Origin of the sequence: Streptomyces sp. NPDC004134 (genome assembly GCF_042874195.1) — a bacterium.
In the GTDB taxonomy this organism is placed as follows: Bacteria; Actinomycetota; Actinomycetes; order Streptomycetales; family Streptomycetaceae; genus Streptomyces.
In genome coordinates this window covers 100190-121793 of sequence record NZ_JBIAMS010000022.1, presented here as the reverse complement: position 1 = coordinate 121793, position 21604 = coordinate 100190, and the positions used below count along the sequence as shown (strand labels likewise).

Here is a 21604-nt window from a genome sequence, read left to right as displayed (position 1 = left end):
CGGTGCCGTGAACGGCGGCGGCCCGCGGGAGCACATCCCGCGGGCCGCCGCCGTCGTTCGTCCAGGGCCGGGTCCCGGTCCGGGCCGGGGGCCGGGTCAGGCGAAGGGGTCGAAGTCCTCGTACTCCTCATCCGCCCGCTCCGCGTCCCGCTCCCGGCGGCGCTGCGCGGCCGGCCGCGGTGCGTCGAAGCGGTGGTCCTCGCCGCGGCGCCCCAGCATCTCCGCGCCCGAGGCCATGGCCGGCTCCCAGTCGAAGACGACGGCGTCCTCGCCGGTGCCGATCACGACGTCGTCGCCGGGCTTCGCCCCGGCCTTGCGGAGCTGCTCCTCGACGCCGAGCCGGTTGAGCCGGTCGCCGAGGTAGCCGACGGCCTCGTCGTTGCCGAAGTCGGTCTGGCGCACCCAGCGCTCCGGCTTCTCGCCGGTGATACGGAACAGCGCCCCGTCCGCGTCGCCGCCCTCCCGGGCGACGGAGAAGCCCGCCTCGTCGACGGCCTGCGGGCGGATGACGATGCGCGTGGACTCCTGCTTCGGCCGCGCCGCGCGCGCCTCGCCGACGATCCCGGCGAGCCCGTACGACAGCTCCTTCAGGCCCGTACGGGCGACCGCCGAGACCTCGTAGACCGTGAAGCCGCGCGCTTCGAGGTCCGGCCGGACCATCTCGGCGAGGTCGTGGCCGTCCGGGATGTCGATCTTGTTGAGGACCACCACGCGCGGCCGGTCGTCAAGACCGCCGTACGCGCGCAGCTCCTCCTCGATGACGTCGAGGTCGCTGACCGGGTCGCGGTCGGACTCCAGGGTCGCGGTGTCCAGCACGTGCACGAGCACCGAGCAGCGCTCGACGTGCCGCAGGAACTCCAGGCCCAGCCCGCGGCCCTCGCTGGCGCCCGGGATCAGCCCGGGGACGTCGGCGATCGTGTACGTCACGGCGCCGGCGGTGACGACGCCGAGGTTGGGCACCAGGGTGGTGAAGGGATAGTCGGCGATCTTGGGCTTGGCCGCGGACAGCACGCTGATCAGGGACGACTTGCCCGCGCTCGGGTAGCCGACGAGCGCGACGTCGGCGACGGTCTTCAGCTCCAGCACCACGTCGCGCGCGGTGCCCGGCTCGCCGAGCAGCGCGAAGCCGGGGGCCTTGCGGCGCTGGGAGGCGAGCGCCGCGTTGCCGAGGCCGCCGCGGCCGCCCTGGGCGGCGACGAAGGTCGTGCCGTGCCCGACGAGGTCCGCGAGCACCTCGCCGTCCTTGGTGAGGACGACCGTGCCGTCCGGCACCGGCAGGACGAGGTCCTTGCCGTTGGCGCCCGCGCGGTCGCCGCCCTCGCCCGGCTTGCCGTTGGTGGCCTTGCGGTGGGGGGTGTGGTGGTAGTCGATCAGGGTGGTGACGTTCTGGTCGACGGTGAGGATGACGTCACCGCCGTGACCGCCGTTGCCGCCGTCGGGGCCGCCGAGCGGCCGGAACTTCTCGCGGTGTACGGAGGCGCAGCCGTGTCCCCCGTTGCCCGCGGCCACGTGCAGGGTGACGCGGTCCACGAAGGTGGTCATGAGGGTGTGCCTCCCGGCGTTGAGGTGCGATCGGGGGTCGTTCGGTGTCGTACGGAACGCTCGCGCCCTATCAGACGGTCGTGCCGTGCGGGACGCTCGTGCCGTACGACGTCATGGGAACGCGCCGAGGGCGGCCCGGCTTCCCCGCACGTCGTCCGTGGCACGTGCGGAGCGGCGGACCGCCCTCGGATCAGGTGTGTGGTGTCCGGAGCCGGTGCTTACTCGGCGGCGGCCGGGACGATGTTCACGACCTTGCGGCCGCGGCTGGTGCCGAACTGGACCGAGCCGGGGATCAGCGCGAACAGCGTGTCGTCGCCGCCGCGGCCCACACCCGTGCCCGGGTGGAACTTGGTGCCGCGCTGCCGGATGATGATCTCGCCGGCGCCGACGACCTGACCGCCGAAGCGCTTGACGCCGAGCCGCTGGGCGTTGGAGTCGCGACCGTTCCGAGTGGACGATGCGCCCTTCTTGTGTGCCATCTCTCCTCAGTCCTTACTTCGCGGCCGGCGCGGGGATCTGGGTGATCTTCAGCGCGGTGTGCAACTGGCGGTGACCGATCCGCTTGCGGTAACCGGTCTTGTTCTTGTACTTCAGGATGTCGATCTTGTCGCCCTTGTGGTGGTCCACCACCTCGGCCTGGACCTTCACCCCGTCCAGGACCCACGGGTCGCTGGTCACGGTCTCGCCGTCGACGACGAGCAGGGTGGAGAGCTCGACGCTGTCGCCGACGCTCTTGCTGGCCAACCGGTCTACCTCGATGACGTCGCCCACAGAAACCTTCTGCTGGCGGCCGCCGGTGCGCACGATCGCGTACACGCGCTTCAGCTCTCTTCCTCAGTCGCGACGGAGACCCCTGATGCCAGCCGCCCGGCTGGGACGCATGGGATGAGCGGCCTCTTCCGCCGCTCACGAGGAGACCGCGGGAGGGAGTTGCTCAGGAGCCTGGCGTGTCATGCAGACACGCCGACGGTCCAGATTACGGGCCCCTTGACCGCCTGGTCAAACCGGTCTAACGGAGGGCACGCTCGCCGTCCTGGGGCAGCGGCTTCACACCCTGGCACAGGTTCGTCTTGTCCGCCGTCCCGGGCCACGCCACGTCCCGCACCGAGGTGTAGTGGCCGAGGTACGTGTCGTGCACCGGGTCGCTGTCGATCTTGACGACGGCCTCGTCGTTCTCGCGCAGCGCGGGTCCCGTGAAGTTCTGCGAGCCGGTGAAGACCAGCTTGTCCCGGGAGCCGGCGTACATGCCGTCGATCAGCACGTACTTGTTGTGCACGATGTACGGCGTGGTCAGCTTCTGGCCCGGGTTCTGCGGGTCGCGGTCGTCGTTGTAGCAGCGCAGCGAGGGCCCGCCGGAGGCGTGCAGCACCTCCCAGGTGCCGGGGGTGCCGCCCTGGCTCTTCGCGCTGTCGGACTCGGCGTAGACGAGGCTGACGCCGCAGCCCGCCTTCTTCAGCGCGACGAGCTTGTCGGCGATCGCCTTGCGGGTGATCTTGAAGATCGCGACCCGGACCAGGGTGCGCTGGGTCACTCCCGCGGAGTCCTTGTACGTGCAGCGCACGTTGTCGAGGACGGCGTGGATGGTGTCCGTGCTGTTGGTGGTGCCGGCCCGGGGGAAGAAGTACGCCTTGTAGAGGCCGTTGTTGGCGGTCACCGCGCGGTAGCGCCAGGTCGACCACTGGGCGCCGACCATGTCGCGGAAGTACTCCGAGTACGCCCCGTACATCGCCGGGTTGTCCGGCAGCAGCAGCGCGTCGTTGAAGAACTTCGTGTGCGCGGAAGGGGTGGAGTTGGAGGTCGTCTGGACGACCACGTTCCGCGCGCCCTCGACCTCCGAGAAGAGCCAGAACTTGTTGTGCATGATCGACGCCCCGAACTTCGGGTCGCCGAGGCAGGACTTGTCGACCGGGCAGAGCTTGACGAACGACCCCGCCGTCGTGCTGGTGCCGAGCGCCGCCTTCAGGCTCGCGTACATGGTGTTGTCCGGCCGGTCGCTTCGGCTCGACTCGTCCAGCAGCACCTGCACGTTCACGCCGCGCGCGCGGGCGCGTACGAGCGCGTCCACGACCGGCTGCTCCCAGATGTGGTAGACCGCCACCTTGATCACCGAGCCGGGGACCGCCGCGTCGGTCAGCTCGATCAGCCGGGTGCGGATCGCGTGCTGCTCGTCCACGGTGCCCAGCGGGTCGTTGAAGATCGGCCCCTCGATCCACACCCGCGGCTCCGCCGCCGCGCTGCCCGCGCTGCTCACGGCGTGCGCGCCGGCCGCGGACAGGACGGTGGCCAGCGCGACGGCCTGGCGCGCGCCCTTGCGCGGCGAGACGGCACGGTGGCGTCCGGTGGGCTTGAACACGGACATGAAGGAACGACCCCCTGGGGTGCACGGCTGCCGGCTGCTGCCTCGACTGCCGTGCGGTGGGGGCGCCCGCGCGTTCGAGTGCGGTGTATCCAAAACCGGCACCGGGTGCGATGTCAAGCGAGCGGACAAAGAGGACAGAAAGCCCCTCGTCCCGCCGGCGGACCGGCGGGGCGAGGGGCGTACGACAGGCGCCTGGGCGGCGTCAGTCCTCCGTGGTGACGGAGACCGAGGGCGGGGAGCCCTGCTCGGCCGCGGCGGTCTTCTTGACCGACTTCTTGACCGACTTCTTGGCCGTGGCCTTCGTCGCCGTCTTGGTGGCGGCGGACTTGGTCGCGGCCTTCTTCGCGGTGGTCTTCGCCGTCTTCTTGGCCGCGGCCTTCTTCGCCGTGGCCTTCTTGGCGGAGGCGCGCTTGGCGGCGGTCTTCTTACGGGTCCGGGGCTTCTCCGCGGCCTCCGCCTCCGCGGCGGCCGTCTCCGGCGCCGCCGCGGGCTCCACGGCCGCCACGGGGGCCGCCTCGGGCTCGGCAGCGGGCTCCGCGCCCGCCGGCTCCGCCGCCTGCGGCGTACCGCCGGGCGACATCGCCTTGCGGGTCACCCGCCGCCGCGTACGGGCCGGCCGTACCGCCTCCGCGGGCTCGCCGGCCTCCGGCCGCTCCCGCTCCGCCTCGACGGGCTCGGCGGCCGCCGGCTCCGCGGGCGCGGCCTTGGCCGCCGCCTCGCCGCCCTGGACGTCCTGGACGTCCTTCGCGGCTTCCTTGGCTTCCTTGGCTTCCTTGCCTTCCTTGCCTTCCTTGCCCTTCTTCTTCCGCTTGCCGCCGCCGGCACCTGCCGCCGTGGCCTGGTCCATGTGCACGATCACGCCGCGCCCGTTGCAGTGCGCGCACGGCTCGGAGAACGACTCCAGCAGGCCCTGCCCGACCCGCTTGCGGGTCATCTGCACCAGGCCCAGCGACGTCACCTCCGCGACCTGGTGCTTCGTCCGGTCGCGGCCCAGGCACTCCAGCAGCCTGCGCAGCACCAGGTCCCGGTTGGACTCCAGCACCATGTCGATGAAGTCGATCACGATGATGCCGCCGAGGTCCCGCAGCCGGAGCTGCCGCACGATCTCCTCGGCCGCCTCCAGGTTGTTCCTGGTGACCGTCTCCTCCAGGTTCCCGCCCTGGCCGGTGAACTTGCCGGTGTTGACGTCGACCACGACCATCGCCTCGGTCCTGTCGATCACCAGCGAACCGCCCGACGGCAGCCACACCTTGCGGTCCAGCGCCTTCATCAGTTGCTCGTCGATCCGGTACGTGGCGAAGACGTCCACCTCGGACGTCCACTTCGACAGCCGCTCCACGAGGTCGGGCGCCACGTGCGAGACGTAGCCGTGGATGGTGTCCCATCCCTTCGCACCGCTGACGATGACCTTCGAGAAGTCCTCGTTGAAGATGTCGCGGACGACGCGGACGGTCATGTCCGGCTCGCCGTAGAGCAGCGTGGGCGCGTTCCCGCTCTTCGCCTTCTTGCGGATGTCCTCCCACTGCTTCTGCAGCCGCTCCACGTCCCGGCGCAGCTCGTCCTCGCTGGCACCCTCGGCGGCGGTACGGACGATGACGCCGGCGTCCTCGGGGACGATCTTCTTGAGGATGGTCTTCAGCCGGGCCCGCTCGGTGTCGGGCAGCTTGCGGCTGATGCCGGTCATCGAGCCCTCGGGCACGTACACGAGGTAGCGTCCCGGCAGCGAGACCTGGCTGGTCAGGCGGGCGCCCTTGTGGCCGATCGGGTCCTTGGTGACCTGGACGAGGACCGACTGGCCGGACTTCAGCGCGTGCTCGATGCGGCGGGGGCTGTGGGCGAGGCCGAGGGCCTCGAAGTTGACCTCACCGGCGTAGAGGACGGCGTTGCGGCCCTTGCCGATGTCGACGAACGCGGCCTCCATGGAGGGCAGGACGTTCTGCACCTTGCCGAGGTAGACGTTGCCGACGTACGACGCCGACTGCTCCTTGTTGACGTAGTGCTCGACGAGGACGTTGTCCTCCAGCACGCCGATCTGCGTGCGGTCGCCCTGCTGGCGCACCACCATCACGCGCTCCACCGCCTCGCGGCGGGCCAGGAACTCGGCCTCGGTGATGATCGGCACCCGCCGCCGGCCCTGCTCGCGGCCCTCGCGGCGGCGCTGCTTCTTGGCCTCCAGCCGGGTGGAGCCCTTGATGGACTGCACCTCGTCGCTGGGCTCGGACTTGGCGCGGGGCTCGCGGACCTTGACGACGGTGCGCTCCGGGTCGTCGGGCGCCCCCTCGGGGCCGTCCGCGCCCTCGGTACGGCGCCGCCGGCGGCGGCGCCTGCGGCTGCTGGTGCTGGACGAGCCGCCCCTGGCGCGCTCGCCGTCCTCGCCCTCGCCCTCCGCGGCTTCGGCGTCGGCCTCACGGCCGTCCTCGCCGTCCTCCGCGGCCTCGTCGCCGCGGTCGCCGTCCTCGGCGCCCTCGCCGCGGCGCCTGCGCCGCCCGCCGCGGCGGCGCCGGCGGCGGCCGCGGTCCTCGCCGTCCTCCTCCTGCTCGTCACCGTCCTCGGCGGCGCCGTCCTCGGTCTCGCCGTGCGCCTCGGTCCCGGCTTCCGCCGCGGGCCCGGTCTCCTCGATGTCCTCGGGCTCCTCGACGTCCTCGGGCTCCTCGGGCCCCACCGCCGCCTCGGCGGCGGCGCGCTGCGGGGTCTGGAAGGCGGGCTCGGTGAAGACGGGCGCCTGGAAGAGCGCGAGCGGCGCGGCCCCGAAGCCGGGCGCCTGCTCGCCGCCGTCGGAGAACTGCCCGGCGGTGTCGTCCGCGGCCGGCTCGGCGGCGGCAGCAGCGCGGCGGGTGCGCCGGCGGGGCGCGGAGTCGGCCTCGGCGGGCGCGGGCTGGTCGCCCGCCGCGGGCTCGCCCGCGGCGGCAGCCTTGCGGGTACGGCGGCGGGGGGCGGCGGACTCGGCGTCGGCGGCCTCCTCGGCGGCCCGGCGGGTACGGCGGCGGGTGGTACCGGAGTCGGCGGGCGTCTCGTCGGCGGCCGGCTCGGCGGCGGCACCGGCCTCGGCGGCGGGCTCGCCCGCCGGGGCGGTCGCGCGGCGGGTACGGCGACGGGAGGTGCCGGAGCCGGCGGGGGTCTCCTCGGCGGCCGGCTCGGCGGCGGTGCTCGCGGCGTCGGCGGCCGGCTCGCCCGCCGGGGCGGTGACGCGGCGGCTGCGGCGGCGGGGGGCGGCGGGCTCGGCCTCGGCAGCCGGCTCGGCCTCGGCGGCGGCCGGAGCGGAGTCGGCGGCGGGCGCGGGGGCCTCCGCGGCGGGCTCGACGTGGGTCGGCTCGCCCGCGGGCGCCGTGACCCGGCGGGACCTGCGGCGCCTGGTGCCCGCGGCGGGCTCGGCGGCGTCCTCGGCGGCGGGTGCGGCGGTGGTCTGGTCGCCGGGCGCGGCGTCGGCCGCGGTCTCCGCGGCGTCGGCGGCCTCGGCATCGGTCTTGCGGCGGCGTACGCGACGGGTGCGCGGCGCCGGCTCCTCGTCGGCCACCGGGGTCCCGGCGGGCGCGGACTGGGCGGCGTCGGCGGCAGGCTCCGCGGCCTCCGGGGTGCCGGCGCTGCGTACGACCCGGCGGCGCTTGCGGCCCTTCGGGGCGGCGTCGGCGTCCGGCTCCGGCCGGGCCTCCGCGGCGGCGGGGCCGGTCCCGGCCGCCGCCTCCTCCGTCGTCTGCTGCGGCGCGGCCCCGCCGGCCGGCTCCGGTGCCGCCGGCTGCGCCGCGGCCTCCGTACCGGCTGCCGGGGTGCCCGCCGTGCGGGTCACCCGGCGGCGCTGGCGGCGCGGGCCCGAATCGGCGGAAGAATCGGCGCCGTCGGCCTCTGTTTCGTTGTCGGCCACGGTGTGGGCTCCCTCGTTGGTGCTGTCATGGTGGTCTGTGGTGGCGGCGTCACCGGCCGCGGCGGGCTGCGGTACGGACTCGGCGGCGGTCGCCGCCTGCGGCGTTGCCGCGTCCCGTACGACCCGCCGCCTGCGCGGCGGCGCGGCCTCGGCGGCCGGCTCCCGGCCGGACGCGGGCACGGTGTGCCCGGTCGCCGCGGGTCCGGGCTGCTCGCCCACCGGCACCGCGACGGTGTCCGGTGCGGCAGCCTCCGGCGTGCCGGCGTCGCGTACGACCCTGCGTCGAGAACGCCTCGCCGGCGGGGCGGCCACGGCACCGGAACCCGGCCCCGCCGCCACCGTCCCGGCGGTGATCTCGCTGTCCACGGCCGCGGGCGACCCGGCGGCCTGTCCTGCGTCCAGTACCGGCCCGGCGAGCGCGGACGCGGGCGCGGATGCGCCCCCCGGCTCTCCGGCGGTCTCGTACGTCAGCGCCGGCCCCGGCTCCCCGGTGGTCGGCTCCGTCGCTCTCTGCGGCACCTCCCCCGCCGGCGCCGCCGCACGCCGGCGGCGGAAGGGCAGGCGGTCGCTGGGGGTGTCGAGCGGGCCGCCGACGGCGGCTCCTGCATCGCCGGTGATGCCCGCGGAAGGCGACTGCGCTTCCGAAGGCTCAATCGGTTCGAGCATGCGGGCGGTTCTCCCGTCACGCCCCCGGGCGCCACTCCCCGTACGGCGGCGGCGCCCGTGCCGTGCACAGGGCCACCGCCCGGGACGTATGCGCCGCGCGAGGGCTCTTGTCTCGCTCGCCGGACCCGCCCTCCTCGGGCGGACCGGCGAAAGTCTGCTGGTCCATGCGCCTGCCGGGCCCGGGGTGGCTCCCTCGTCCACCGGCGGCGCTTCGACACCGTCCTACCCGGTGCCGTCCCCTGCCGTGAGCTGGGTTCCGCTCGCGACCTGCGGTGTGGCGGCGAGGGTTGTGGCATCGTCGCGGTCCGGTGCGAGCGGATCGGTCACCGTGCCGGTCTCCGCGTCGAGCGGCCCCTGCGCCAGCCTGGTCACCGCTGCCGGGACCGGCGGCGCCAGGTCAGCCGCGACTCGCAGGCCGGACAGGACGTCGTCGGGTCGTACGGCAGGTGTCAGGTGCCGCACTACCAGCCGCAGTATCGCACAAGGACCCGCCTGCGGCCTATCGCCCCCGGCCGGGAGCACGTCGAGCGCGGCCACCGCGCCGCGCGTGTCGAAGGTCCTCATCCCCTTCTTCGTCTGCCGTTCCACCTCGACCGTCTCCGCGGCGAGGAAGGCGCGGACCGCCTCCTGCGCCGTGGCGGGCGGCACGCCGTCGAGCCGCAGCTCCCACACCGAAGCCCCCAGCCGGTCGGCGAGTCCCGGAGCGCGGGCCTCGACGGCGTCGACGACGTCGAGCCCGGCGGGCAGGGACTCGTCGAGCAGCGCGCGCAGCAGCTCCGGGTCCCGGGCCTCGGTGAGCGCGATCTCCAGGTACTCGGCCTCGCTCGCCGTCCCCGTGGGGGCCGCGTTCGCGTACGAGACCTTGGGGTGGGGGGTGAATCCCGCGGAGTACGCCATGGGCACCTCGGCCCGGCGCAGCGCCCGCTCGAAGGCGCGCTGGAAGTCGCGGTGGCTGTTGAACCGGAGGCGGCCGCGCTTGGTGTAGCGGAGTCGGATGCGCTGCACCGCGGGTGCGGGCGGCGGGCCTTCGGGCTGTCGCTTGCCCAGAGTCGTTCAGTCCTTCGTCCGTGAGCTTGTCCTGCCCCCAGGGTACGTGCCCGCTTTTCCGGCGGCTCCGCTCAGGCGCCCTTTCATCTCCGTCGTACGGACGCCGCGTTGGCCGCCGGCGCCGCCGCGGAACGGGCGGTCAGCGGTGCCCGGGCCCGTGCTTGACCAGGTCCACAGTGGGCGCGGCGGCGTTCGCCGGCGCCGGTCCCGGCGGGCGCCGCGCCGCCTCAGGGGCGGGATTCCGCGGGCCGCCGAAGAGCGTGGCGCGCAGTTCCGCGCGGGTGCGGCGGGCCGTGGCACGCGCCGCCGCGAAGGCGTCCCGGACGGTGCGCCAGGCGCTGCGGACGGCCCGGCCCACGGGGCGGGCGGTGGCGTTCCAGAACCAGCGGGTGATGCGCCCGGCGACCGGCCAGACGGGGGCGATCACGTAGCGCCAGAGGAGGAGGAAGGGGGCAAGGAGCATGCGCAGCACCCAGCCGACGGCGGTGAGGAGCATGCGGAGCACCCAGAGGAGGCCCCCGCCGAGGGGCTTCAGGACGTACGACCAGAGCAGCGACAGCGGCGCCACCACCAGCCGGTTCCACGCCCAGACCAGCCCCGCCGCCGTGGCGTCGGCCGCAGCGGCGATCCAGCGGCCGGCGGGGCGCAGGACGTAGCGGTGGAGTGCGATCGCGGGGACGACGACGAGGTGGTGCAGCAGCCACCGCAGGCCGTGTCCCGCGGGGGTCATGAGGTTCGCGTACAGCCAGGCGGCCGGCGCCACGACCAGCCACCGCCACACCCACGCCACGGGTGCGACGACCACCCACCGCCAGACCCACGCGACGCCGCGGCCCAGCGGCGTCAGCACCCTGCGGTACAGCCAGACCGCGGGCCGGGCCACCAGGCGCTCCGCCAACCACCCCAGCGCCGTGCCGAGCCCCTTCAGGGCGGCCACGAGCACGTCCCACACCGCCCGGACCGGCACCACGAGGATCAGCACCACCCAGCGGACCGGTGCGGCGAGACAGCCCCCGCCGGCCGCGTCACCGCCCGGCGCCTTCGGCGCGTACCGTTCCCGCTCCTGGGCCACAGCCCTCATCCCCCTCGTCCCCCGCGCGGTCGCGCCCCCGCGCGCCGCTACTCCTTCGCCTCTCCCGTGGCGACCCAGTACCGCAGCTTGAGTCCCCGCCGGTCCTCGAACACGCCCCCGTTGGCCTCGATGACCTTCCGCGACGCGACGTTGTCGTGGTCGCAGGTCACCAGCACCTCCGCGAGCCCCAGGCCGCGGGCCACGGGCAGCGCGTCGCGCAGCATAGCGGTGGCGTGGCCGCGGCGGCGGGCGGTGGGGCGGACGTCGTAGCCGATGTGCCCGCCCTGCTCCCGCAGCCAGCCGGTGAGCGAGTGCCGGATGGCGATCCGGCCGAGGTAGGCGTCCCCGTCCACGTACCAGAGCGTGGTGCAGTGCACCCAGCCGGGGCGGATCATCGGGATCGTCTCGTCGGCCTCGGCGCGCAGCCCCGCGACGTACGAGGCGAAGACCGCGGGGTCGTGCCAGCGCCGGCGCCAGCGGCGCAGGTCCTGGCCGATGGACGTGTCGTCGCCGACCGCGCCCCTGCCCTCGGCCTCGAACTCCTTCATCGCCCCGGCGAAGGAGGCCCGGAATCGAATGTGGGGGGTGGTCAGTTGCGGCATCGGCCCATGCTTACGGGGTTCGGAGGGCCGCGGCAACCGGATAACCGGAGGTCACAGCGTATTCACAAATCAGTTGAGGCGGATGCGCACGGTGAGGCGCAAGGGAGAATTTCCGGTCATCAAGGGGTTTGTGGAAGCATGACACTGAAAGTGTCGTTTCCTCACTGGTGGTGACCATGGGCCAGCACGCCTCCCGATTCCCCTCCCGTACGCATCGCGCCCTGCTGCGCGCCGGCCTGATCGCGGCGGCGGCCGGCTCCGCCCTCGCGGCGGCCGGAGCCGCAGGCGCGGCCGCGGCACCCGCAGCGCCCGCAGACGCCCCGACGGGCACGGCGCTGGACACCCTCGGCAAACTGAAGGTCGGCGAGGACAACAAGATCGAGACCGACCAGGTGCCCGCGGCGCTGGCCGGCGTCACCCAGGGCCTGGACACGAGCAGGCAGACGGCGCTCGGCCCGCTGACGGCCATCCAGCTCGACCCGCTGGCCAAGACCGGCTCCGACCCGCTGGACAACTCGGTGGGCACCGCCGTCGGCGAGGACGGTCCGCCGCTGAGCACGGCGGCGGTCACCGGGCCGCTGGCCGAGGGCGCGTCGCTGGGCGAACTGCCCACGGCCGGCCCGGTGGTCTCGGGCCTCGCCGGCTGAGCACGGCCGCCCGGAAGCCCGGCGCAGACGGCCCGCGGAGATCGCTCCGCGGGCCGTCTGCGTGCGCCGTGGACGGCGCCCGGCGTACGCGCGCCGCACCCGCACCGCACAAGGCCCCGGCCCGGGGCGAGTGCGACTCGCCCCGGGCCGGGTACCGGGATTCCCCGTGTGGTGCGGGACTCAGCCGGCGTCGTTGCCCGCGCCGTTGCCCGAGAGGATCGGGAAGTCGTCCAGCAGGTGGGACAGCGGAGCGTCGCCCTGGTCCGCGCTGGAGTTCTCGGCGCAGGTCTGGTTCTGCTCCTGGCTCAGGACCTCGTCCACGCCGACGTTGGCGAGGTTGATGACGTTGACGAGCTGCTTCGCGTTCTTCGCGGTCTGCGGCAGCGCGATGCAGGGCTTGTTGAGCGAGCCGTTCACCAGGCTCATGTTCGGGCTCATGTAGCCGCCGGTCTCGGTGTTGCCGTAGGCCTGCGTCGAGCCGTTGCCGTTGGCGTACGGGCCGTCGCCGCTGTCGTCGACGGCCAGCGCCTGCGGGGCGGCCAGCGCCGAGGCGCCGAGAATGGTGACGGCAACCGCCGCGGTCTTCAGGTACTTCTTCATGATTTTCTTTCCTTTTCCACCTGAGGGAACAACGATCCGGGCACGCTGTACAACTCCGCACCCTTGAGTGAGTTATCCAGAATCGCCCGTTCGGACGATCGGATTTTGTCCGGAGCGAAACCGACCGCTCAGGAGCCGCCTCGCGACTCCGCGCCGGCGGGCGCCAGGGCGTTCTGTGGCAGGGCGCCCTGGATGACGTCGTGCGCCGCCACGTCGACCGGCCGGGTGAGCTCCCGGACCGCCGGTCCGTCGACCGGCAGGCTGTGCTGCGCCAGTTCGGTCGCGGGCTGGTTGACCAGACCCTCCACGGCCTGCTGGGCCGCGGCGTCCAGACTCAGGTCCGGGCTGCCGTGCCCGGGGTCGATTGCGCCCGCCGGGCCGGCAGTGCCGAGTGCCAGGGCGGCACCGCACAGGACCACGGCAGACTTGACGTACTTCACTTGGCATCCTTTCCGCCACGGAGTCTTCGGGCGAATTCCCTACCGTCGGAGCGACGGTCGTTCTCCCGAAACCCCACCTTCGTTATTCGAAACGAGGGCGGCGCGCCGACGACACGGCACGCGGAATAATCGCGTACAAGTCCCCCGTGCGGAGCAATGATGCGATTGTCGGCGTAGCCTGGAATTGCGGCGGCGAAATGCACGAAATGCCGGTGTGGGCAGGCAGGGAAAAGCCCCGGACCGGCGTTCAGGCCCGGGGCTCACCCGTTTTTATCGCCCGCGCGTGCGGGTCTCGTCAGCCGGCCCGAAGGCCGGCCCGCGTCAACCCGCGTCGCCGCCCGTCCGGGCGTTGACCACGCTCAGCGGCAGCAGCTTCTTGCCCGTCGGGCCGATCTGGATCTCCGTGTCGAGCTGCGGGCACACGCCGCAGTCGAAGCAGGGCGTCCAGCGGCAGTCCTCGACCTCGGTCTCGTCGAGCGCGTCCTGCCAGTCCTCCCAGAGCCAGTCCTTGTCCAGGCCGGAGTCCAGGTGGTCCCAGGGCAGGACCTCCTCGTAGGAGCGCTCGCGGGTCGTGTACCAGTCGAGGTCCACGCCGTGCGCCGGGAGGGCCTTCTCCGCGCAGCGCATCCAGCGCTCGTACGAGAAGTGCTCCCGCCAGCCGTCGAAGCGGCCGCCGTCCTCGTAGACCGCGCGGATGACGTCGCCGACGCGGCGGTCGCCGCGGGAGAGCAGGCCCTCGACGATGCCGGGCTTGCCGTCGTGGTAGCGGAAGCCGATGGCGCGGCCGTGCCGCTTGTCGGCGCGGATACGGTCGCGCAACTGCTCCAGCCGGGCGTCGGTGTCCTCGGCGGAGAGCTGCGGGGCCCACTGGAAGGGCGTGTGCGGCTTGGGCACGAAGCCGCCGATGGAGACGGTGCAGCGGATGTCGTTGGACCGCGCGACCTCGCGGCCCTTGGCGATGACCTTGGCCGCCATGTCCGCGATCTGCACGACGTCCTCGTCGGTCTCGGTCGGCAGCCCGCACATGAAGTAGAGCTTGACCTGCCGCCAGCCGTTGCCGTACGCGGTGGCGACGGTGCGGATCAGGTCCTCCTCCGAGACCATCTTGTTGATGACCTTGCGGATGCGCTCCGTGGCGCCCTCGGGGGCGAAGGTCAGGCCGGAGCGGCGGCCGTTGCGCGTCAGCTCGTTGGCCAGGTCGATGTTGAAGGCGTCGACCCGGGTGGAGGGCAGCGACAGGCCGACCTTGTCCTCCTCGTAGCGGTCGGCGAGGCCCTTGGCGACGTCGCCGATCTCGCTGTGGTCGGCCGACGACAGCGACAGCAGGCCGACCTCCTCGAAGCCGGTGGCCTTCAGGCCCCTGTCGACCATCTCGCCGATGCCGGTGATGCTGCGCTCCCGCACCGGCCGGGTGATCATGCCGGCCTGGCAGAAGCGGCAGCCGCGGGTGCAGCCGCGGAAGATCTCCACGCTCATCCGCTCGTGCACGGTCTCGGCCATCGGCACCAGCGGCTGCTTCGGGTACGGCCACTCGTCGAGGTCCATGACGGTGTGCTTGGAGACCCGCCAGGGCACGCCGGAGCGGTTCGGTACGACCCGGGCGATGCGCCCGTCGGGCAGGTACTCCACGTCGTAGAAGGACGGGACGTACACCCCGCCCGTCTTCGCCAGCCGCAGCAGCAGCTCCTCGCGCCCGCCCGGGCGGCCCTCGGCCTTCCACGCCTTGACGATGTCGGTCATCGTCAGCACGGCCTGCTCGCCGTCGCCGATCACCGCGCAGTCCACGAAGGCGGCGACCGGCTCCGGGTTGAACGCGGCGTGCCCGCCGGCGACGACGATCGGGTCGTCGTCGCCGCGGTCGGCGGCGGCCAGCGGGATGCCGGCGAGGTCGAGGGCGGTCAGCAGGTTGGTGTAGCCCAGCTCGGTGGAGAAGGAGACGCCGAGCAGGTCGAAGGCGCGCACGGGGCGGTGGCTGTCCACGGTGAACTGCGGCACGTCGTGCGTGCGCATCAGCTCCTCCAGGTCCGGCCACACGCTGTACGTGCGCTCCGCGAGCGTGTCCGCGCGCTCGTTCAGCACCTCGTACAGGATCATGACGCCCTGGTTGGGCAGGCCGACCTCGTACGCGTCCGGGTACATCAGCGCCCAGTGGACGTCGACCGCCTCCCAGTCCTTGACGGTGGAGTTGAGCTCACCGCCGACGTACTGGATCGGCTTCTGGACATGCGGGAGGAGGGCTTCCAGGCGGGGGAAGACCGACTCGACGGTGGGTGCGGGCACGGCAGTCATCGGGAAAGCTGTCCTCGGCGGTCCTGTGGTACGTACGCGGGTGGCCATTCAGCGTAGCGCGCGCCCCGCGCGTGCCCCTCTTCGCGCTGCTCAGAGATGTTTCCGCGACAGCCGCGGCAGCCGGTCGCGCAGCTCCGCCGCGCGCGCCTCCTCGCGCGCGTAGAGGACGCCGTACGTGAACGAGGGCTCCCCCGCGGCCTGCGCCTGCACCGCGATCTCGCGCAGCGCGGACCGCGCCAGCACCCCGTCCTGGTAGTCGCCCAGCAGCTCCTGGACCTCCCGCATCAGCGACGTGACGGTCTTGGCCTCCCGGCCCAGGGCGGGGCGGGCGACCTCGGCGGCGTAGCGGGTGCGCTTGGCGGCCTTGCGGGTCTCGTGGATGGCGGTGTCGCGGTCGGGGCCGGGCGCGAGGTCGAAGGTCTCCTGGAGGGAGCCGGCGAAGCGCCGGTACTGGCGGTCGACGGCCTTGCGCAGCACGGGCTCCGCGGGGCGGCCGGCGGCGGTGCGCAGCGGCGGGTCGGTGAGGATGCCGTCGAGGGCGTCCAGCAGGGCGAGGTAGCGGCGGCCGTCGAGCACGGCGACGATACGGCGCCGGGAGCCGGTGCGGCGGGCGGCGGACCAGGTGCGCAGCCGGCCGCGGACGGGGCCGAGGACCAGCGGGCGTTCCAGTTCCGCGAGGCCGGCGTGGATGCGCTCGGTGAGCACCTCGCGGTCGCGGTCGACGCCGAGTTCGCCCGCCAGCCAGCGCAGTTCCGCGGAGACCGGGTCGGTGACGGTGCGGTCGAGCACGGCACGGTAGCTGCGGAAGGTGCTGCGCAGCCGGCGGCTGGCGACGCGCATCTGGTGGACGGCGTCGGGCTGGTCGCGGCGGACGGCGGGGTCGAGCTCGACGACGGCGGTGATCTGGGTGCGTACGTAGTCGAGGACCAGGTCGCCCGCGGGGCGGGCGGCGGGCTCGGGGTGCTTCTTGCCGGCCGCCTTCTTCCTGTCCGCCTTCTTGCCCGCGCCCTTCTTGCCTGCCTTCTTCCCGTCCGCGGTCTTCTTCCTGCCGCCCTTGCCGCCCTTGCCGTCCTTGCCCCGCTTGCCGTCTTCTCCGCCCTTCGGCTTCTTGCCGCTCTTCTTGCCGTCCTTCGGCTTCTTCCCGTCCGTCTCCGCCAGCGCCCGCGCCAGCTTCGACGCCGCCGCGGAGCGCCGCAGCCCCGCGGCGGTCAGCGCCGCGTCCACCGCGTCCAGCACCTCCGGGTCTCCCCCGGCGCTCAGCTCGGCCTCCACCTCGGCCCACTGCGCCGTCGCCCCCGTCTCCGGGCGCTCCGCGGTCACCCGGTCGACGGAGACCTCCACCACCGGTTCGCCGTCCGCGTCCAGCAGTTGGCGGACTTCCCGCTCCGAGCGGATGCGGACGACGGGCGTCAGCTCGGCGTCGCGCGTACGGGAGCGGACGAGGGCCGCGAGGCGGCGCGGGACGCCCTCGCCGAGCGGGGCGCGGATCTCGTCCCGTACGCCCGCCGCCACCGGCAGCTTCAGATGCCAGCCCGCGTCGTCGCCGCCCGTGCGGCGGCGCAGGGTGATGCCGTCGGCCGCCAGCCGGCGGGCGGCGGTGTCGTAGTAGACGGCGTCGAGCAGGGCGGTGCCCTGGTCGATCACCGACGCCACGCCGTCGACGCCCGTCAGGTCCGGCAGCGGGGGCAGTTCGCGGGTGCCCGCCGTGGCCTCGTACTTCCGCTCGATCTCGCGCACCGTCTCCACCATGAATCGAATTTAGCCGCGGATGGGCGATTGGTCATGAGGTGCGCGGCGCCGGATCGCGGAATGTGCCGGGTGGCGGGGGTCCCGGGGGTGTCCTAGCGTCGCGCCTGGAACGACAAGGAGCTCGCCCATGGCCCAGACGCGCACCATCCCCGCCATCAGCTACGCCGAGGACATCGACGAGGGCGTGACCGGCGTGGACGCCGGGCTGCTGGTGCTGCGGGCGGTGGTCGGCGTGATCCTGGCGGGGCACGGGGCGCAGAAGCTCCTCGGCTGGTTCGACGGGCCGGGGTTCGACGCCACGGCGGCGACGCTGGCCGGGGCCGGCTACCCCTCCGGGCGGACGATGACGTGGGTGCTGGGGCTGAGCGAGATCGTCGGCGGGTTCGCGCTGGTGGTCGGCTTCCTCACCCCGTTGGCGGCCGCCGCGGTGATCGGCGTGATGATCAACGCCATCGCCCTCAAGTGGGGCTACGACTGGAGCGGCCCGATCGCGGCGACGGATCCGCGGGGCATCGAGTACGAGTTCCTGCTCGGCGCCGCGGGCGTGGCGCTGGCGCTGACCGGGGCGGGGCTGGTCTCCGTGGACGGTGCGCTGGGGCGCGGCGGGCGGCTCGCCCCGGGGTTGGCCGCGGTGCTGCTGGGGGCGGCGGCCGGGGTGGGCGTGCTGTTCCTGCGGCGGCTGTAGCGCGGGCGGGCCCCGGCCGCGCCCCGCCGCCGGGGGCCTCACCTCGGATGAAACGCTCTCAGGCGGACAGGGGCCGCTGCGCCTTGATGGACTGCAGCAGTCCCACGGCGATCCACACCGCGAACATGGACGAGCCGCCGTAGCTGACGAACGGCAGCGGCAGACCCGCCACCGGCATGATGCCGAGCGTCATCCCGATGTTCTCGAACGCCTGGAACGCGAACCATGCCACCACGCCGGCCGCCACGATCGTGCCGTACAGGTCGCTGGCGTCCCGCGCGATCCGGCACGCGCGCCACAGCATCACGCCGAGCAGCACCAGGATGAGTCCCGCGCCCACGAAGCCCAGCTCCTCGCCCGCGACCGTGAAGATGAAGTCGGTCTGCTGCTCGGGCACGAACTGGCCGGTCGTCTGGCTGCCTTCGCCCAGGCCCTTGCCGGTCGCGCCGCCCGAGCCGATGGCGATACGGGCCTGGTTGGTGTTGTAGCCGACGCCCGCCGGGTCGAGCGCCGGGTTGGCGAAGGCGGCGAAGCGGGCGACCTGGTACTCGTCGAGCATCCCCAGCGAGACGATCAGCGCCGCGCCGCCGACGCCCGCCAGCACCAGCCCCAGCACCCAGCGGTTCGACGCGCCCGAGGCCAGCAGCACGCCCAGCACGATCGACGTCAGCACCATCGCCGAGCCGAGGTCCGGCATCAGCACGACGATCCCGATGGGCACCGCGGCCAGGCCGAGGGCCTGGACGACGGTGCGGTGGTCGGGGTGCTCGCGGTCGCCCGCGTCGACCCGGGCGGCGAGGATCATCGCCATCCCCAGGATGATCGTGATCTTGGTGAACTCGGCCGGCTGGACCGTGAACCCGCCGCCGAGGTCGAGCCAGGCGCGGGAGCCGTTGATGGTGCTGCCCAGTGGGCTGAGCACCATCGCGACGAGCACCAGCGACAGCCCGTACAGCACCGGCACCACCCCGCGCAGCGTGCGGTGGCCCAACCAGACGGTGGCGGCCATCAGCGCGATGCCGACGGTGGTGAAGATCGCGTGCCTTATCACGAAGAAGTACGGATCGCCGCCGGTGAGGTCGTCGCGGTTGCGGGTCGCCGACCAGACCAGCGCCGTGCCCACGACGGACAGCGCCAGCCCGGAGAACATCAGCATCCAGTCGACCCGGCGCACCAGCGAGTCGCGCGCGGTCAGCCTGCCCCACGTGCCCAGTTCGGGGGTGAAGCGCCGGACCGAGTACCCCTCTGCGGCCGTCATCGCGCCTCGATCCTGCCGTCCGGCGAGATCTTCGGCAGCTTCTTCTCCGGCTCGGGCAGCAGCGCCTTCTTCTTGTCGCCGACGCCGTAGAGCGCGTCGTAGACGGCGCGGACCGCGGGCGCCGAGGCGCCGGAGCCGGTGCCGCCCTGGGACATGGTCATGACGATCGCGTAGTCCTCGGTGTACGTCGCGAACCACGACGTCGTCTGCTTGCCGTAGACCTCGGCGGTGCCGGTCTTGGCGTGCATCGGGATCTCGTTCTGCGGCCAGCCGCCGAAGCGCCAGGCGGCGGTGCCGCGGGTGGCGACGCCCGCGAGGGCGTCGTCCATGGCCGCGCGCGTCTCCTTGTCCATCGGCAGCTTGCCGTGCGACTCCGGCTCGATCACGTCGACCTTCTTGCCGTCGGCGCTCACGACGGCCTTGCCGACGCTCGGCGTGTAGAGCGTGCCGCCGTTGGCAAGGGCCGCGTACATCGTCGCCATCTGTATCGGGGTGACGAGCGTGTCGCCCTGGCCGATGGAGTAGTTGACGGAGTCACCGGCACGCATCTGCATGCCCTCCCGGCAGTTCTCGTACGCGATGCGCTCGGCGTAGTCGCCGTCCTTCTTGCCCTGCTTGCACCAGGCGTCCTTGTTGGCCCGCCAGTAGTCCTTCTTCCACTGCCGGTCGGGCACCCGGCCGGTGACCTCGTTGGGGAGGTCGACGCCGGTCTCCGCGCCGAGGCCGAACTGGTGGGCGGTCTTGTAGAACCAGTCTTCCGGCTTCTTCTTCGGCCTGATCCCACCGTCGTTCTGCCACTCCTGGTGCGCCAGCCGGTAGTAGACCGTGTCGCAGGAGACCTCCAGTGCGCGGCCGAGGCCGATGGCGCCGTAGCTCTGCGACTCGAAGTTCTTGAAGACCTGGCCACCGATGCTGTAGTCGCTGCTGCACTCGTAGCTGCCGTCGAAGTCGTACCCGGCGTTGACCGCGGCCGCCGTCGGGATCGGCTTGAAGATCGAGCCGGGGGCGGACTGGCCCTGGATCGCCCGGTTGAGCAGCGGGTAGTTGGCCTTCTTGCCGGTGAGCCTCTTGTACGTGCCGGAGTCGATGCCGCCGACCCAGTCGTTCGGGTCGTACGACGGGTTGGACGCCATGGCGACGATGCGGCCGGTGTCGGCCTCCATCACCACCATCGCGCCGGAGTCCGCCTTGTAGTTCGTGCCGGTGTTGTCGTCGAACTCGGTGCGGGCCTTCTCCATCGCCTTCTCCAGCTCCACCTCGGCCAGCGCCTGCACCCGTGAGTCGATGCTGGTGACCAGGTTGGAGCCGGGCACGCCCGGCTGCTTGTCGGCCTCTCCTATCACCCGGCCGAGCTTGTCGACGCGGTAGCTCGTCACCCCGGCCTGGCCGCGCAGTTCGGAGTCGTAGGAGCGCTCCAGGCCCGAGCGGCCGATCTGGTCGGTGCGCAGCAGCGGGTTGTCGCTGTCCTCGGCGTCGGCGATCTCCTCGTCGGTGACCGGGGAGAGGTAGCCGAGCACCTGGGCGGTGTTCGCGTCGTTCGGCGAGCCGTAGCGGCGGACGGCGCTGGGCTCCGCGGTGATGCCGGGGAACTCCTCGGCGCGCTCGCGGATCTGCAGCGCCTGGCGGGCCGTGGCCTCGTCGGTGATGGGGATGGGCTGGTACGGGGAGCCGTTCCAGCAGGGCTTGGGGGTCTTGGCGTCGCAGAGCCTGACCCGCTCCATGACGGTCTTGGGGTCCATGCCGAGCACGCCGGCGAGCTTGGTCAGTATCGCCTCGCCGTCGTCGTCCATCTTCATCAGGTCGGTGCGGCTGGCGGAGACCACGAGGCGGGTCTCGTTGTCGGCGAGGGGTTCGCCGCGGGAGTCGAGGATGGAGCCGCGTACGGCGGGCTCGATGACCTGCTGCACGTGGTTGCCCGCGGCCTCCGCCTCGTACTCGTCGCCGTTGCGGATCTGCAGGTACCACAGCCGGCCGCCGAGCGTGAGCAGCAGCGAGAGGACGAGGACCTGGATGCCGACGAGCCGGACGGTGACCCGGGTGGACTTGCCGGTCTCCGGGATGTTGGTCACAGCCGCTTCACCCCTTTGATGCGGGTGGCCTTGGCGGACTTGGACTTGGGGCCGAACAGGTTGCCCCGCTGCCGGCCGATGCCGCCGCGGCCGTAGGAGCGGGCGCGCTTGACGGCGGTGCGGCTGGCCGTGCCGCCGGCCAGCCAGCGGTACGAGGAGTCGCCGGCGGCCGAGCCGCCGGCGGCGGTCTCCGCGGCCTCCGCGGTCGTGTCCCGGTCGGCCTTGCGGGCCAGCGCCATCACCAGCGGCACGGTGAACGGGGCGAGCAGCAGGTCGTAGATCGCGGCGGTGAAGACCAGGCTGCCCAGGCCGACGCCGCGCACCGAGCCCTCGCCGACGAGGGCGCCGACGCCCGCGTAGAGCAGCGTGGAGCCGACGGCGGCGCAGCCGACGACCATCATCGGGCCCGCGGCGGTGCGCACCTGGCCGGACTCGGGCTTGACGAGCCCGGCGAGGTAGCCGATGACGGCGAGCACGAGGGCGTAGCGGCCCACGGCGTGGTCGGCGGGCGGTGCGATGTCGGCGAGCAGTCCCGCGGTGAAGCCGACGAGGGCGCCGCCGACGTGCCCGTAGACCATCGCGAGGGCGAGGACGACGAGGAGCGTCAGATCGGGTACGGCGCCCGGCAGATGGAGCCTGGCGAGCACGGTGACCTGGAAGACGAGGGCGGTCACCAGCAGCGAGGCGCAGAGCAGGACGCGGTTCACGTGCCTCATGCGG

At 73.2% G+C, this 21604-nt stretch carries 17 protein-coding genes; 2 read left to right on the top strand and 15 right to left on the bottom strand.

Annotated features, from left to right (window positions below; all coding sequences use genetic code 11):
• Nucleotides 1–96: 96 nt before the first annotated feature.
• The 8 genes from obgE to ACFYVJ_RS25430 all read right to left on the bottom strand — a co-directional run bounded on the left by obgE (nucleotide 97) and on the right by ACFYVJ_RS25430 (nucleotide 11147).
• Nucleotides 97–1542: a GTPase ObgE gene (obgE, locus tag ACFYVJ_RS25465; RefSeq protein WP_388895691.1), complete on the bottom strand. Its 1446-nt coding sequence runs from the start codon at nucleotides 1540–1542 to the stop codon at nucleotides 97–99.
• A gap of 218 nt (nucleotides 1543–1760) precedes the next feature.
• On the bottom strand, nucleotides 1761–2021 hold the full coding sequence (rpmA, locus tag ACFYVJ_RS25460) for a 50S ribosomal protein L27 (protein ID WP_388895688.1): 261 nt from the start codon (nucleotides 2019–2021) through the stop codon (nucleotides 1761–1763).
• A 13-nt stretch (nucleotides 2022–2034) separates the two neighbouring features.
• On the bottom strand, nucleotides 2035–2358 hold the full coding sequence (gene rplU / locus ACFYVJ_RS25455) for a 50S ribosomal protein L21 (RefSeq protein WP_101424543.1): 324 nt from the start codon (nucleotides 2356–2358) through the stop codon (nucleotides 2035–2037).
• A 193-nt stretch (nucleotides 2359–2551) separates the two neighbouring features.
• Nucleotides 2552–3901 (bottom strand): phospholipase D-like domain-containing protein, encoded by a 1350-nt coding sequence (locus ACFYVJ_RS25450; RefSeq protein WP_388895684.1) that lies wholly within the window; start codon nucleotides 3899–3901, stop codon nucleotides 2552–2554.
• Nucleotides 3902–4103: 202 nt separating this feature from the next.
• Nucleotides 4104–8426, bottom strand: a complete 4323-nt coding sequence (locus ACFYVJ_RS25445) for an Rne/Rng family ribonuclease (protein ID WP_388895681.1) — start codon at nucleotides 8424–8426, stop codon at nucleotides 4104–4106.
• A 222-nt stretch (nucleotides 8427–8648) separates the two neighbouring features.
• Nucleotides 8649–9431, bottom strand: coding sequence for a TIGR03936 family radical SAM-associated protein (locus ACFYVJ_RS25440; protein WP_388895678.1), 783 nt, complete (start codon nucleotides 9429–9431; stop codon nucleotides 8649–8651).
• 181 nt (nucleotides 9432–9612) lie between these two features.
• A complete protein-coding gene (locus ACFYVJ_RS25435; protein WP_388895675.1) occupies nucleotides 9613–10554 on the bottom strand; it encodes a hypothetical protein in 942 nt (313 codons plus the stop codon).
• 38 nt (nucleotides 10555–10592) lie between these two features.
• Nucleotides 10593–11147 carry a GNAT family N-acetyltransferase gene (locus tag ACFYVJ_RS25430; protein WP_388895672.1) on the bottom strand — a complete coding sequence of 185 codons (555 nt, stop codon included), beginning with the start codon at nucleotides 11145–11147 and terminating at the stop codon, nucleotides 10593–10595.
• 176 nt (nucleotides 11148–11323) lie between these two features.
• Here ACFYVJ_RS25430 and ACFYVJ_RS25425 point away from each other — a divergent pair, with 176 nt between their 5' ends.
• On the top strand, nucleotides 11324–11794 hold the full coding sequence (locus ACFYVJ_RS25425) for a hypothetical protein (protein WP_388895669.1): 471 nt from the start codon (nucleotides 11324–11326) through the stop codon (nucleotides 11792–11794).
• Between the two features lie 180 nt (nucleotides 11795–11974).
• Here ACFYVJ_RS25425 and ACFYVJ_RS25420 read toward each other — a convergent pair whose 3' ends face one another.
• From ACFYVJ_RS25420 to ACFYVJ_RS25405, 4 genes are all read right to left on the bottom strand, one after another.
• Nucleotides 11975–12394 carry a rodlin gene (locus ACFYVJ_RS25420; RefSeq protein ID WP_388895666.1) on the bottom strand — a complete coding sequence of 140 codons (420 nt, stop codon included), beginning with the start codon at nucleotides 12392–12394 and terminating at the stop codon, nucleotides 11975–11977.
• 128 nt (nucleotides 12395–12522) lie between these two features.
• Nucleotides 12523–12834, bottom strand: a complete 312-nt coding sequence (locus ACFYVJ_RS25415) for a hypothetical protein (protein WP_388895664.1) — start codon at nucleotides 12832–12834, stop codon at nucleotides 12523–12525.
• A 321-nt stretch (nucleotides 12835–13155) separates the two neighbouring features.
• Nucleotides 13156–15123 (bottom strand): TIGR03960 family B12-binding radical SAM protein, encoded by a 1968-nt coding sequence (locus ACFYVJ_RS25410; protein WP_388895661.1) that lies wholly within the window; start codon nucleotides 15121–15123, stop codon nucleotides 13156–13158.
• A gap of 90 nt (nucleotides 15124–15213) precedes the next feature.
• Nucleotides 15214–16872 (bottom strand): CHAD domain-containing protein, encoded by a 1659-nt coding sequence (locus ACFYVJ_RS25405; RefSeq protein ID WP_388895658.1) that lies wholly within the window; start codon nucleotides 16870–16872, stop codon nucleotides 15214–15216.
• Between the two features lie 127 nt (nucleotides 16873–16999).
• Between ACFYVJ_RS25405 and ACFYVJ_RS25400 the strand changes: the two genes are divergently transcribed.
• Nucleotides 17000–17557 carry a DoxX family protein gene (locus tag ACFYVJ_RS25400; protein WP_388895654.1) on the top strand — a complete coding sequence of 186 codons (558 nt, stop codon included), beginning with the start codon at nucleotides 17000–17002 and terminating at the stop codon, nucleotides 17555–17557.
• Between the two features lie 58 nt (nucleotides 17558–17615).
• Here the strand turns inward: ACFYVJ_RS25400 and rodA are convergent, their stop codons facing one another.
• From rodA to mreD, 3 genes are read right to left on the bottom strand one after another with little or no spacing between them, the layout of a single operon-like run.
• Entirely contained in the window at nucleotides 17616–18815 is a 1200-nt protein-coding gene (gene rodA / locus ACFYVJ_RS25395) for a rod shape-determining protein RodA (protein WP_388895650.1), read from the bottom strand.
• Nucleotides 18812–20884: a penicillin-binding protein 2 gene (gene mrdA / locus ACFYVJ_RS25390; protein ID WP_388895647.1), complete on the bottom strand. Its 2073-nt coding sequence runs from the start codon at nucleotides 20882–20884 to the stop codon at nucleotides 18812–18814. Before mrdA ends, rodA begins: the two co-directional genes overlap by 4 nt.
• Nucleotides 20881–21600, bottom strand: coding sequence for a rod shape-determining protein MreD (gene mreD / locus ACFYVJ_RS25385; protein WP_388895644.1), 720 nt, complete (start codon nucleotides 21598–21600; stop codon nucleotides 20881–20883). The genes mrdA and mreD overlap by 4 nt, the downstream gene beginning before the upstream one ends.
• Between the last annotated feature and the right edge of the window lie 4 nt (nucleotides 21601–21604).